Below are 13,267 nucleotides of genomic sequence, written 5' to 3'. Positions count from 1 at the left end.
CTAGTAATTTATGGTTTTATAATAGAACGAGCGGCTATTCTGGAGGTAAGTATACAACTTCCTAAGAAGGTACCTTCTAAAGCGCCTTTGCCGTGGATACCTCCGCCGCCGAAACCGGCTGCTTCTCCCACTGCATACAGACCTTCTATAGGATTTCCTCTGGGATCCAAAACTCTGGATCTTAAGTCGGTTTGGATCCCTCCCATAGATTTTCGAGTTAGGATAAATTCACGTATCGCAATTAGAGGCATCGCTTTTCGATCTAAGATCTTTTGGAACTTACAAGTCCTAGCACGATCTCCTCTATAATTACGAAGTTGAGTGATCCTTCTGAGTTGATCGTCGTTATGGAATGTTTCTCCTCTTTCAATCATCTCATCGTATTCCAAGATTGTTCTTTCCAATCTTTCTGCATTGATAGAACGATCTTCATTCAGTTGGTTCATTCCTTCTGCAAGTTCTGAAATTGAATTTGCCACTACGAAATCCGGACATTCGGAACTGATCTTTTTTACGAAAGGTTCGTTCCCGAAAAATACCGTTTTCAAAAATCCTAAAAAGTCCTTATTGCGGATCGAGTCGTTAAATTCAGAACCTGAAACTGCAAGTTCTTTGACTGCAATCTTCCAATTCATGATCTGCCATGAAAATTTCTCTTCTTGAGCACAGATCCTTTCTACAAGATAACGAGTATCAAAGCCGGTGACCAAAGGAATCGGTCCTATCCTTTCTCCTTTTGAATCCAGCCATAGAGCAGATTTAGGAGGAACAAGACTGAGTCCTTCTCCTTCCCATTTTGGATCAGGATGATGAACACCTGCCGCATAATTCCACATCTTATCTAGATGAGTTAGATTCGCTCCTATCTTAGCGGAAGCAGTATGAAGATCTCCGATCGCATATTTATGAGAACCGTTCAGAATGATCTCCGGGGGCTTGCCAAGGGATTTGGGCCAATGTTTCCTGATCTTCTTCATGTCTCCTGCGATTCCACCGCTAGCGAGCACGGTATGTTCTGCGAAGATCTCGTATCTTCTTCCATCCGTTTCAGATTCCGCAATACAACCTTGGATCTTTTTTCCGGAACGGATCAGTTCCTTGGCTCGAGTTTTAAATAGAAAGCGAAGTTTATTCAGATTTTTATGGGAGTATAAGTTTTTCTTTAATGCGGAGATAAGACCATCTCCCGTTCCCCAAACCATATGGAACCTAGGAACACTATTCCCCGGTTTGAACATTCCTCTTTCCACCCAATGTACGACCGGAAAAAAACCGACGGATTTTCCCTTCAAATAATAGAATATATCCTCTAAAGATCGGTTAACGTATTCTTGAGCCCAAAGTTTTGGGAACGTATCTCCTTTCGAAAATTCAGCGGTAGAATTCCAATCGGAAAGAGCCAAAGAAATACTATCCTGTATTCCGTTCCATCTTTGGATCGGAGTATCTACCATAAAGATACCTCCGAAAGAAAGTCGAGCAAGACCACCCAATCGATCCTCAGAATCACGATCTACCAAGATCACTTTCTTTCCAGCATCTAATAGATCCAAAGCGATAACGATCCCTGCGAGACCTGCTCCGATCACTAAAACTTCGGTGGATAAGGATGTTTTTTCTTTTTTCTTCTCTTCCATTTTCAGAATATAATTTTAACTGAAAATCTTTCCGACGCAATTGATCGATATCAATGTGCGCATTAACATTTATCATGTTTAATACGTTGAAACGAATTTCTTAACCTTGGAGTCATCTTGAATTTGCAACCTTTTCGAAAGAGATGATCTCATATCTTCTGTAAATGGAAACGAAGAATAAATTTCTAAGTTTCGTTCAAAGGAGAATTTATGGAACTTCCTAAAGCAAAAAAAGGAAAGCGAGCACTATTGGTAGAAGGAGGAGGAATGAAAGGAGCATTTGCGGGAGGAGTTTTACATTCTTTGAATTGTATTCTACCTGCCAAAAATTTCGATCTGGTCCTGGCTGTTTCTTCCGGAGCCTGTTGCGCGGCATATTACGCAACCACTCCCGATCCTGAACCGGTCTCCGGAGATCATACACTTTCTATCTGGAAATATGAACTCGCAGGTAAAAAATTGATATCAGTATTTCATCCTCTTTTCGGTAAACCATTCTTAGATCAGAAATATTTAATAGATTATCTATTTAGAAAAAAATACAGGATCTTAACCGAAAATTTAGGAAAAAAGGGACTACCCGAATTAAGGATTGCCGTAAGTAATCTTCGCTCCAGATCCGTGGAATATAGAAAGGCTACAAAAGAAAATCTTTTCGATCTATTAAAGGCAGCAACATCACTTCCGATCGCAACCAAAGGAAAATATAAGGTAGAAGGAGAATATTTATCCGATGCAGCAATCCTGAATCCTTTGCCGCTACAAGATCTGATCGAGGCGGGATATAAGGATATAACCGTAGTATTAAATTCTCCTATCCAACATTCTTCTCCCCCACTCACATCTATTAGCAGATTTTTATCCTTTCCTCTAGATCGAAAATTATCCAAGATCATGAAATTTTCTCATCATACAAATTATAATACTGCAAGAGAGATCGCTTCAAATCCGCCAAAGGGAGTCCGAATTTATACAATCGCACCTGAATCAAAACTTCCCGTCGGATTAATCACGACTAAACAATCTAAACTGGAACAAACAGTAGAATTAGGAAAAGAAATCGGAAGAAAGGCCGCAAAATTTTTAAAACGAAAACTATGAAAACGATTTCCTTCCCCTCTCTAAAGCCTGCACTCGATAGGATCAATTATGAATTGATAATGGACTTTGAAGAACATCATCCTCGAGTGTATATTCATCTTGAATGGAATTCTAAAGAATATAAAAAAGAACCACGTTATGAATTCCCGGAGGGGGGATTACTTTTTATTAATGTTCCAACTTGGGAGTGGATGGATTTTATAGATGGGATCCAACCTCCCGAGATGGAGATCCGGGACTTCAGGATCGAATTTATCTGCTTTCCGGAGGATAGAAGAAAAACTGAAACTGCATCCAGGTTTTCCATTCGTTATCCCGCATATCCCCAACCAATGGTGTATCTCACTAGATTCTAAAAAATTGACTTGGATCAATGCAATTCCTAGGATCTTATGAATAATTTGAGAATGAATCTCGGAATTAATATCAAATGTAGAGATAGGCTTACTCGAATGAAAAGGATCCCTTTTAGCTTCTTCCTAACATTGCTCTTCTTTTCATTCGGATCTTCCCTGTATGGATTCCAAGGGATCATGCCCACTTCATTCGGAGCAAGGCAGGCTGGGATGGGAGGTGCATTCCAGGCAGTCGGCGGATCAGTCATGGACTTGGAATCAAATCCATCTCATTTAGCGAGGCTCACTACACCTAAATGGGAATTCGGGACTTCCGTTCATTTTGCGAAAATAGAATATTCAGATTCTTTTATGGACCAGGACCCTAACCCTTCCTACCAAAATAAGATCGTGGAAACTCCAAGAGCTGTTTTTCCTTATATGGGTTATATCCATCCGGTCACAGATCGTCTCGGGATCGGATTCGCATTGTATACGCAAGGAGGAGGCGGAGGATTATTTTCGAATATAAATCGGATCGCACCCGGCAAACAAACTTTAAATGATACATTAGGTGTTGATGTTCCTTTGGGAACAGAAAGAAAAATACAAGAAGATCTTAAATTTAAATTTATGCTTACCAAGTTGACTATAGGGGCCGGATATAGATTCGGAAATCTATCGGTGGGCATAGGACTTGATCTTGCATATGCATTCATGGAAATGAAAAAGACTAATATGGATCTGAGCAGGACAATCGAGCTACCTGGAAGTTTAGCTTATAATAGCGATCCAGCTTACTCTTACGGAGGAAAATTAGGATTTTCTTATGAGCTCTCCTCTAATATCAGAGTCGCTTATTCTTATACACTCCGAAACGTTTTACATATGGACGGGCAGATGAAGGTAGAAGGAGAAAATCCAATCATAAAAAATGAATCTCGTGTATCCAGATATATGGTTTGGCCGGATAGACATGTTTTTGGGATCTCTTACAGAAACAATTCTTGGATCTTTGATTTTGATATTAAATTTATTCCTTGGTCCCAAAGTTTTCGCACCAATAGATTCATTCTGGAGCAACCATTATTAACTACTCCGGTCGGACTTGAATCAAACGTAATGCAAATGAATTTCAGATGGAGAGACCAATATTGTTTCGCATTCGGAGCGGAATATGAATGGAAATACGGATTTAGATTCAGAGCAGGTTACAGCTATGCAAAAACTCCAATGACTCCTCAAGGATTAAACCCAATGCTCGGAACTACAAATGAACATCATCTTGCAGGAGGTTTGGGATATTATACTACAAGCGGTTCGGCGCTCCATTTCGCTATAGAATACGCGTTTCCAAAATCAATGAAAGGTAGCGAGTCCTCGGATTGGGCTCTTGCACATTCCATTTTTTCCGCAAAAGAGATCCAATTGGCTCAATTCCAATTCAGTAAATCCGTTTCGGTATTAAGCCTAAGTTTCGGTATTGAAAAAAATATTTGAAAAGCCGGGCTCAAAAATGGGAATCTATTAAGCTCTTCAATTGATCAATCTGCAAAGGTTTTACAAAATAACCCAAGGGGTTAGTTAAAGCCGCTCTTTCTCTAGTAGCTCTATCCTGGTATCCAGTCACAAAAATAATAGGAATATCCCAATTCTTTTTTATCTCGGAAGCGGCAGTGATCCCATCCATTTCTCCAGCAAGAGTGATATCCATTAAGATCAGATCCGGGCGATCCTCCTTTGTGATTTGGATCGCTTCTTCTCCCGAGGTAGCGAGATCTATCACATTATATCCGATCTTTTTCAACTCTCTTCGGATTAACATGGCTATTATAACCTCATCTTCCACAAGAAGTACGTTTAAATTTTTCATCTCCGGTTATACTCGCTTTTTATATATATTATTCGGAAAATCGATCTCGCATTGAAAATTCGGACCGGTCTTAAAACGGATCTTACCGGACAATTGACTTTCCGCGATCCCTTGTACGAGTTGTATTCCTAAAGAACTGCAACTTCTAAAGTTATAATCTTCTTTCATTCCGACACCGTCGTCGGAATACGTTAAGTGAAATCTTCCATCACGACCTTCGTAAAAATGGATCGATATGTTCCCGGAAGAAGCTTCCGGAAAAGCGAATTTGACCGAATTATTCAAAAGTTCGGAAAGGATCAAACCTATAGGGATAACCATATCAAAAAGAAGTTTCCGATCCTCTATGTCCGTCTGAATGCTCAGCTCGCAGGAAGTATTAACGTTGGCTTGTAATGCGTAATTCGATAATTCGGAGATATATTGTTTTATTGGTACCGAGGACAGATCCTTTCCCGAATATAATAATCTATGGACAAGGGAGATAGCCTGTATACGATCCTGGATCCTATACACGACCGTCTTAATTTCGGGACTATCCGGATACGCCTCCGCTTGTAGAAGGATCAGACTTCCGATCACTTGCAAAGTATTATTGGAACGATGATATATCTCCCGGATCAGATTTTCTTTTTCACCTAAGGACCTATACAATTTCTCGTTCGTATCTAAAATTTTCCGATACGGGCTATTGATAGAAGAAATAAAAACCCCTCTATAAATCAGGAAGAAGGAAACAATTTTATAAATATGACCGAGTACATTATATATATCAAATACAGTTGTGTACACTGCAAATACAAGCTCGCTGAATATACAAAACACGAATGCGTATATATAATACTTAGTATGACTCCAACCGAACTTAGGAATCCTAAACCAATAAGCGATTAAGGCAAGGGTCAATACAAAAATAATAACGAACTCCGAAGCCCTTTTGAAATGTGTTAAACCGACCTCGGGAGAAAAAGTTACGGGAAGAAGGCCCGTATAATAGGTAACTGCAATAAATGCAAAAGCGGAAACTAGGATCGGCACAAACAGCATCAATCCTTTTCGTTTAAACAAACCGTTCTCGTTAGGAATAAATGCGCTCGTCAAAAAAGAAATTGCCGCGAAGAAACGGACTATGATCCAAAACTGAGTCGATTTATTGGGAGAATTCGGAGTAAGTAGATCCGGCATGCCGGAGTATCCCAGCATATGCATCATATCCATTAAGGCGATGCCTAAAAAAGCAGTCCCTAAAAATAAGGTATGTTTGTCCTTACTTTGCGCGTAAGTAAACCAACCCACTCCGAAAATAGACATCGATACGATGATGCTGAATGATTCGGCTATATTATGAAAGACAAGATATGGAGGGATTTCGGATTCGAAATATACGGACGAATGAAAAACCTGGATAATCAGGATAGGAAGAGAAGCTAGGAAAAACGCAGCGGTTACGTTTATCCAATGACGATTCGAATAAGAAATTTCCTGATCCATTATCGCCATTCCGAACCTGAAATCCATTTATAGATTATAGGTTCTGTCATTCACAATTCGCGCAGCAGGACAAATCGGAAGATTGACAAATATCAATATAGCTTGCCGATCATTCAGATCTTATTTAGAATTTGAATCTCACCTGCCCTTCGAACTCTGAATCGAATATTTAATTTCAGCAGCTTGAAAGTCCCCTCCTAACTGAATAGGAGTAAGGGCTGTATATAATATAAATCCATCCATATAGGAATCATCAACTACTTTGAATGTAATATTCTTATAATCGAAAGCTCCAAGCTCCCTCACTTTCCGAATTTAGATTTTCCTGGTTTCAAATTTAATTTCTTCTCTAATTCTGCTAAAAACTTTCGAATGTTTTCTTGTGCAGCCGCCTCGGTCGCCATCTGTGCTCTATAGAGTGCAACCCGTTGGTCTGTAAATTTTCCGATTCCTTGAGCTTCAATAACTTCATTAAATACAGATATTCCCTTGTTCTTCAAAATATATCTAACCGTAAGCTTATGAGTAAAATCCATAACTCCAAATGAGGGATTATCTAATTTCATAATTGCAGCACTCAAAATCCAATCTTCACTAACGTTTGTAGAAATAGATTCACATAAACCTGAGTTGACAATTGAATCCTTTAGCGCGCGTGTAAAATTTCGATCTGTAATTGTAGGAGATCCCCAAGGGACAGTCATCTCTCCTCCTGTGGCATCACTAATATAAATTCTATCCGCAACTTTCTTATTTGTACCAGAGTCCCAAACAATCATCTCCGTAACTCCAGCTGCAGTTACGCAACTAAGATTGAGACAAAGAACAGAAAAGTAGATTATTATTTTTTTCATATGTTTTATTCAGATCCTATATAAAAATAAAGAACTAGTTGTACCACTTATTCCTACCCTCTTCTCCACCAACGGCGAGGGTTACTCCAAAATAAATGGTATGAATAGTATCTCTTACAAAACGCGAGTAATATGGAGAAAATGCTAAATCTGACATTGCATTCGTTGTCGAGAAGCTAGTAAAATGTCCGCTTGCATCCAAACTTCTTCCAGTTGATGCAAGACGATTTGTCGCTACTTCAGAAATGGTGAGCTTGTAACCAGTGAACAAATTAACATTATGTTCAATCGGAAATATGAAACTCAAATCCAAATCAACCCCCCTACGCTTGGAACCGATAGTTGTTCGATCATTCGCAATAGTGATCGGATCTGGTGGCAATGGATTTCCCGGTAGATTTGTGATCGAGCTAGAATTTTCATTGTAAGTTCCATGATCGAGATAAAAGACTGTTGCACGTGATCTAAACTGAACCCAATCTGCTAAAGGCTGAAGATAATATAACGACAGTTGAGGTCCAAAATGGCTTTGGCTTGTCTTATAGAGAGTAATCGCTGCTCCCGGAAATGTCGCAAAAAAAGAAGGGTTGCTACTAGTTGATTCAGCTACTGTTCGTAAACCAATCCCAGTTCCAAATCTTGCAGGGATCCAAAAGTAAGAATATTCGAAAACAAACTCATTTCGATTCAAATTCATCATCGTAGTTGCATTTACAGGGCGAATCGTTGCCGAATCTGCAAATAAGAAAACATTACGATCACTTGCTGTTTCTTTAATAGAAGAATAATCTATCCAAAAAGAATATTTCCCGGAATTTGAAAACGTTCTAAGCGAGTATCCACTTCCAAATCCTCCACTTCCGCCAAATCCATAATGTAATCCTCCAGAGGCAGGAGATTTCTGAATTGCTTCTGATCTGGATTCTTCAATTGGACTCCATATCCCGTAACCAATTCTTCCGGACACTTCCCACCAAGCTGCCTGAGCGGGAAACAACGGAATGAAAGATAACGTAGAAACGAGAAGACCGAATTTCAGATTTTTCAAAATTTGCACCTCGAATTGACACGATTGTCTATTATTGATATATCTTGAAATTTTAAAATGGAGTCAAGTTTTCTATAAAAAATACAGCACAACTAACGTCTTACACGCAAAGGTAAATCTGAAATTACCATTAAATTATCCCCTACTGAAGACAGATTTAATAATTCTTAATTTAAACTTCCCTATTAAGCACTTCTTAAATGCTTAATTTAATAAGCGCTTACAATATCAAAGGCGAAATACTTCTTCAACCCTTTTTAGAGACATTAACCTTGTATCAAAGATACTTTTAAAAATCTCAGATTAGCTTGCGTGGGATTCCGAAAAAATAGAAATAATATAATCGAAGCCTCTAAGTAGGATTTATACACAGGAGAGATCTCAATTCTTAGGATTGGATTCTTATTGGGAGCAACAATTATCGAAGGACATACTATATTCTGATGCACGGTATAACCTGCTGCAACTTCTTCTGATTTACATTCAACTCCAGATGTTAAACTGATCCCCGAGAGATCAAAACTAATATTCGTTTTTATATTTTCCCAAGTCCCTCCTCTTAATCTCAGCGATCCGTCAAATTTTCCAGGAGGCAAAGAAATTTTTACTCCTTCCGAAGAAACATCTAAAGTCCCTTCTCTAAAATCCAATAAACAAGAATTTCCATTCTGTTCACTAATACATAAAGAAGCGATATCAAGAGAATTATAATCTTCTGAAGAGTGATCTATTAGTTGGATGGTTAAATAATTTTTCCCTTTTCCATTTACCAAGGCAGACGACTTTAGATTCTCATTCGTCTTACAGCTAATTGCAAAGAGGCTTATGATTATAAATGCAGCGTTTCTCCGCTGCAGTATTATACTTCCTATATCGATAAAGCTATATAAGAAATCTAACAATTGGATTTTCGTCGAATCTCTATCCGGAATGCGCACAAAATTTAACTTATACATTTTATTCACTGTATATATGAAATTTTGAATGATTGATTGAAAATTGGCGACTTCCCCCTGAAAGTCCTTTCGAAAATAAAGCTAACCAAAATGCTCTCAAGGGGAATGATTCTTTTTCATTTGTAACGACAAAATCGATCATCGTTCTTTTTCCAGGTTTGATTAAAATGCCGGGGCATCGAGAAATATCAAATATGGCTCCATTAAGCTTTTCTGAAAGATGCTCACAATTTACTTGCGAAGACAATTTCTCACCAAACAGACCTACAGAAACTACAGTATTTCCCAAGAAAAAAGTTTCTTCTCGGACCAAAATTCTTCCAGTATATTTCCCCGGCTTTATTCTTATCGTTAACTGATCATTCACACCTATATTAGTCCGACTAATTAATTCTTCCCCTAAGCATTCATTTTCTAAAGGATCTTCATTCCCGGTTTCCTGAAAACATAACGTGTGAATTTTTAAATTAGACCACTCTTTATTTTCCGAATTATCAATTAAACGTAAAACTAACGTCCCGGAGTTTGGATCATTAGAAATCAAGATACTTTCCCTAACTTCGCATGAAGTTACTAGAAAAATAGAGATCAGCAATATAAGGTATTTCATTTCTAAAAATAGGAAACCTGATCTTATTTTAAGGTGAAGCCAACTCATATACAACTTCAGCAGGTAAAAACATTGGACTCAAGATGATCTTATCAATAAGCTCTCCACCACTTCCCGGTTTTTCTAAATCCTTTTTTCCTAAATATTTAAACCGGATTTTATGAACTTGATTTGTATTTTTAAAGCCATTACATAGAAATTTTGGAAATCCTTCTAAGGAAACACCAGACGTTTTACAATTCGTAGGGGATGAAATTTTATTCTGGTCAGTAAAATAGGCAGCGGCATCGGCGAAAGACCAATGATCTACATGTTGAAATAGAATTTTTGCGATAATTGGCTGCCGACTCGGGATACTTATTCGAAGAGGCCTCTCGGTAGTGATTGTATAATTTAATATAATCGGATCTAATTCACAATTTTGTTCCAATTTATTCAAATCACTTCCAATACAAAATCGCCTAATCATCACACTTTTATCGAGCAAATGATCATCACCATGGAAAACAGAGATCTCAACTGTGATCTTTTTTCCTCCTATTTCCTGCTCTGAGTAATTCTTAATGTATTGATCATTAACGCAGCTATAACAGAAAATAAGGAAGAATATCAACAGCGCAATTGTAAGATAAGATAGAGAAGTTTTGTTTAAGAAGGAATAATTTTTTAAATATTCATTTTTTCCACGTGAGAATATTATAATCGAGCGTTTAAGGCTTATTAACTTAAAAGTTCTATAATTCATGGTGATTCAAAATACTATTAACCTTAATACAAAACTAAATCACTTATTTGGCTGAATATATTCCATACCCAAATGTGTAAGCTGAGAAGGAGAAGCAACTAAACCTAAGGAGAAGATTGCTACTAATAAAGATTCGGTTTTCCAAACCTCTTGTTTGCTTGTCACCTTTACTTTAACTTTCGTAGTTTTACCCGGCCTAATCTCAAGCTTAGGACAATCAAATCTATCATATGGAAGGAAATCACTTTGGATAAACGAAAACAAACATTGAGATTGAGTGGATTCTCCGAAACCAAAATAGGTTACAAAAGAATAATCCGAATCACCAGAATTTTCTCGAATAGTCAGTCGAGCAGAGTAATTACCTTCAGGAATAGCTATCTCTATTTGATCATTTTTACGTAAATCGTATTGCCAAGCTAATTCGATATCTTCACAGGAACTGCGGGGATCTTTTATTTCTTTTTCTCTGAGACAGAAATGCCGCATTCTAATCTTAGAAAGATCTTTTCCGGAATCATCTGTCCAAGAAATTAATAATTTTCCTTTTTCCCTGTTTGATAACTCAGGATATTCTCTTTCCAAGACGCCTCTACAAGACAGTAATGATAAGATTAGGATAAGAATAACTGCTTCTAATTTCATTATTTCGACAAAGTCACTCTGTTTTTATTTTTATTATAAAGTATGAATACATAAACTTTTATAATCAATATCTTAATCACAGTCATAGAATTCCTGACCTCCAACCATACAAGCTCCAGGTGAAAGCCCAAATTTTTTGTACATATACATAATCATGATATTTCGGAAAATCGGATTTTCGTCAAAGCCCCATTACAAGAAGTTAACATCACTTCCGTTAAGCAAGCCTTCAGCGAATCAGAATCCACATAAGCATATCTATTGTCACGGCTCCTAAACTCTCGAAATTCATTGTAATTATACTGGAATAGAGATCATCAGACTGGAATTAATCTCGCAAAAGAGCTATTTGTCCCTATAGCAGAATATCATTTATAGACTTGCAGACCGCAAGATACGCCATTATCAGAACCACATTTTAATATTCTGAAAAGGCATGATTTTTTAAAATTTTATTGTTAGTTAATTCATCTCTTACTTGCCAGAGTGAATCAAATATACAATTACGAGATAGAAGAGAAAATCCAATTAAATTGAATTTTACTATTTCAATCCTGATTTCTACTCGAACCTCCCGTTCTTAACAACAGTATTTTTATTTATTTCGAAGTTGGGTAATTTACCTGAATTTCGGCATGCCGGACACTAGGTGGAATTATTATCAGACCAAGAGTAACAAATCCAATAAGTATCGATGGAACCCATAAAGACTCATGATATTCAGTAATGACAATTCTTATTTCAGTCGTTTTATTAGCCGCAATTTTCAAAGGATTACATTCGAATTCATCAAACCATCCAAATTTTACTTCACAGCCTTTACTATTGGCGATATTTTTTATTAAATTCTTGAAAGAGCCAGTAAGTTTAAAGCTTTCGAAATACTGAGTACCCAATACTGATAAGAACGCAAAATACTCTCCAGACGGTAATTCTACTTCAAAAGAATCCTTTTTCTTTAGTTTCTTAGAATTAACTCTCCAAACACTTTTATCGCAGTCCAATCTAGTTTCAATTTTTTGTTTACCTGAAATACATATTGTATGAATCGAAATTTCATCAAATTCATCATCCTTCGACCGATTCTCAAAATCAATCTTTAAAGACCCATACTCTTGTTTAGAATTTTTTTCAACGCTTGGTAATTTTAGTTCTTCTGTTGCACATCCAATAATTAAAAAAATTTGGCATACTAATATAAGAACTTTCATAAGGTTAACAAAAAATTTATTACCATGGTTTAGCAATCAGTAAATACTCTTCCACCCACATTACGCTGACCAGTTGGCAAAATAATACTATGTGTAACTCCATACCACATCCGATATTAAGTTAGAGCCCTTTAGTCTCAATTAATTGAATTCTTGAGATTTACTTTAGTGTGGCGAATGTTCATCTGAGGGGAAGCTAATCCAAAACTTATAATACCAATAAAAAGTGCCTCCCCAAAGAACGACTCAAATTTACTCGTTATTTCTAATTCAATTTCCGTAGTTTTGCCATTACGAATTTTGAGTTTAGTACATTTCTCTATATCTAAAAAACTCAATCCTTCTGCCACTTCTGAATGACTGCATTTAGAATTTTCTGAAACTCTTGAGTCAAAAACTATTCTGGAATATATATTTTCGAAATCTTCACTGCCACGAATCTGAATAAAACCGACAAAGTCTCCTTCCGGAATCGAAATTTTCTGATTCGATGATTTCGAAGTTTCTATTCTTAACTTTTGAAATTCAGAGATCACACAGTCCAAAGATTCAAGATCTTTATCCGTTGGCGCAATGCAAATTCTTTCTAATATTAAATTATCATAATTAATTCCAGAATTGTTAATAACAATAAATTTGATCGCTCCTTCTTTCCAATCGGACTTCTTTATCTTATATTCAGATGGAATTACCAGAATATCTTGAGAAATACATCGTATTCCAAAAATGAATACTATTATGAAAAAAATATATTTCATTTT

14 protein-coding genes are annotated in these 13,267 nt (G+C 36.9%); 3 read left to right on the top strand and 11 right to left on the bottom strand.

Annotated elements, in window-relative coordinates; all coding sequences use genetic code 11:
• Window positions 1–8 precede the first annotated feature (8 nt).
• The gene (locus EHO58_RS11915; protein ID WP_135680065.1) at window positions 9–1,637 is read right to left on the bottom strand and encodes an FAD-binding dehydrogenase; all 1,629 of its coding nucleotides are present in this window, start codon (window positions 1,635–1,637) and stop codon (window positions 9–11) included.
• Between the two features lie 210 nt (window positions 1,638–1,847).
• Between EHO58_RS11915 and EHO58_RS11910 the strand changes: the two genes are divergently transcribed.
• The 3 genes from EHO58_RS11910 to EHO58_RS11900 all read left to right on the top strand — a co-directional run bounded on the left by EHO58_RS11910 (window position 1,848) and on the right by EHO58_RS11900 (window position 4,573).
• Window positions 1,848–2,738, top strand: a complete 891-nt coding sequence (locus EHO58_RS11910; RefSeq protein WP_135680064.1) for a patatin-like phospholipase family protein — start codon at window positions 1,848–1,850, stop codon at window positions 2,736–2,738.
• Window positions 2,735–3,094 (top strand): hypothetical protein, encoded by a 360-nt coding sequence (locus tag EHO58_RS11905; RefSeq protein WP_135629274.1) that lies wholly within the window; start codon window positions 2,735–2,737, stop codon window positions 3,092–3,094. Before EHO58_RS11910 ends, EHO58_RS11905 begins: the two co-directional genes overlap by 4 nt.
• Before the next feature lie 96 nt (window positions 3,095–3,190).
• Window positions 3,191–4,573: an OmpP1/FadL family transporter gene (locus EHO58_RS11900; RefSeq protein ID WP_244241151.1), complete on the top strand. Its 1,383-nt coding sequence runs from the start codon at window positions 3,191–3,193 to the stop codon at window positions 4,571–4,573.
• A 10-nt stretch (window positions 4,574–4,583) separates the two neighbouring features.
• Here the strand turns inward: EHO58_RS11900 and EHO58_RS11895 are convergent, their stop codons facing one another.
• The 10 genes from EHO58_RS11895 to EHO58_RS11850 all read right to left on the bottom strand — a co-directional run bounded on the left by EHO58_RS11895 (window position 4,584) and on the right by EHO58_RS11850 (window position 13,264).
• Complete coding sequence (locus EHO58_RS11895; protein ID WP_135680062.1) at window positions 4,584–4,946, bottom strand: response regulator; 363 nt, start codon at window positions 4,944–4,946, stop codon at window positions 4,584–4,586.
• 6 nt (window positions 4,947–4,952) lie between these two features.
• Entirely contained in the window at window positions 4,953–6,437 is a 1,485-nt protein-coding gene (locus EHO58_RS11890) for an MASE3 domain-containing protein (protein ID WP_135680061.1), read from the bottom strand.
• 302 nt (window positions 6,438–6,739) lie between these two features.
• Window positions 6,740–7,291 carry a hypothetical protein gene (locus EHO58_RS11885; RefSeq protein WP_135680060.1) on the bottom strand — a complete coding sequence of 184 codons (552 nt, stop codon included), beginning with the start codon at window positions 7,289–7,291 and terminating at the stop codon, window positions 6,740–6,742.
• Window positions 7,292–7,325: 34 nt separating this feature from the next.
• Window positions 7,326–8,339 (bottom strand): hypothetical protein, encoded by a 1,014-nt coding sequence (locus EHO58_RS11880; RefSeq protein ID WP_135680059.1) that lies wholly within the window; start codon window positions 8,337–8,339, stop codon window positions 7,326–7,328.
• 266 nt (window positions 8,340–8,605) lie between these two features.
• Window positions 8,606–9,112 (bottom strand): hypothetical protein, encoded by a 507-nt coding sequence (locus EHO58_RS11875; RefSeq protein ID WP_135680058.1) that lies wholly within the window; start codon window positions 9,110–9,112, stop codon window positions 8,606–8,608.
• A gap of 184 nt (window positions 9,113–9,296) precedes the next feature.
• Window positions 9,297–9,839, bottom strand: a complete 543-nt coding sequence (locus tag EHO58_RS11870) for a hypothetical protein (RefSeq protein ID WP_135680057.1) — start codon at window positions 9,837–9,839, stop codon at window positions 9,297–9,299.
• 94 nt (window positions 9,840–9,933) lie between these two features.
• Window positions 9,934–10,650 (bottom strand): hypothetical protein, encoded by a 717-nt coding sequence (locus EHO58_RS11865; RefSeq protein WP_135680056.1) that lies wholly within the window; start codon window positions 10,648–10,650, stop codon window positions 9,934–9,936.
• Window positions 10,651–10,689: 39 nt separating this feature from the next.
• Window positions 10,690–11,295 carry a hypothetical protein gene (locus tag EHO58_RS11860; protein ID WP_135680055.1) on the bottom strand — a complete coding sequence of 202 codons (606 nt, stop codon included), beginning with the start codon at window positions 11,293–11,295 and terminating at the stop codon, window positions 10,690–10,692.
• 599 nt (window positions 11,296–11,894) lie between these two features.
• Window positions 11,895–12,542 carry a hypothetical protein gene (locus EHO58_RS11855; RefSeq protein WP_135680054.1) on the bottom strand — a complete coding sequence of 216 codons (648 nt, stop codon included), beginning with the start codon at window positions 12,540–12,542 and terminating at the stop codon, window positions 11,895–11,897.
• A gap of 101 nt (window positions 12,543–12,643) precedes the next feature.
• Window positions 12,644–13,264 (bottom strand): hypothetical protein, encoded by a 621-nt coding sequence (locus EHO58_RS11850; protein WP_135680053.1) that lies wholly within the window; start codon window positions 13,262–13,264, stop codon window positions 12,644–12,646.
• Between the last annotated feature and the right edge of the window lie 3 nt (window positions 13,265–13,267).

The organism is Leptospira selangorensis, assembly GCF_004769405.1.
In the GTDB taxonomy this organism is placed as follows: Bacteria; Spirochaetota; Leptospiria; order Leptospirales; family Leptospiraceae; genus Leptospira_B; species Leptospira_B selangorensis.
This window is presented reverse-complemented; position numbering and strand designations above follow the sequence as displayed.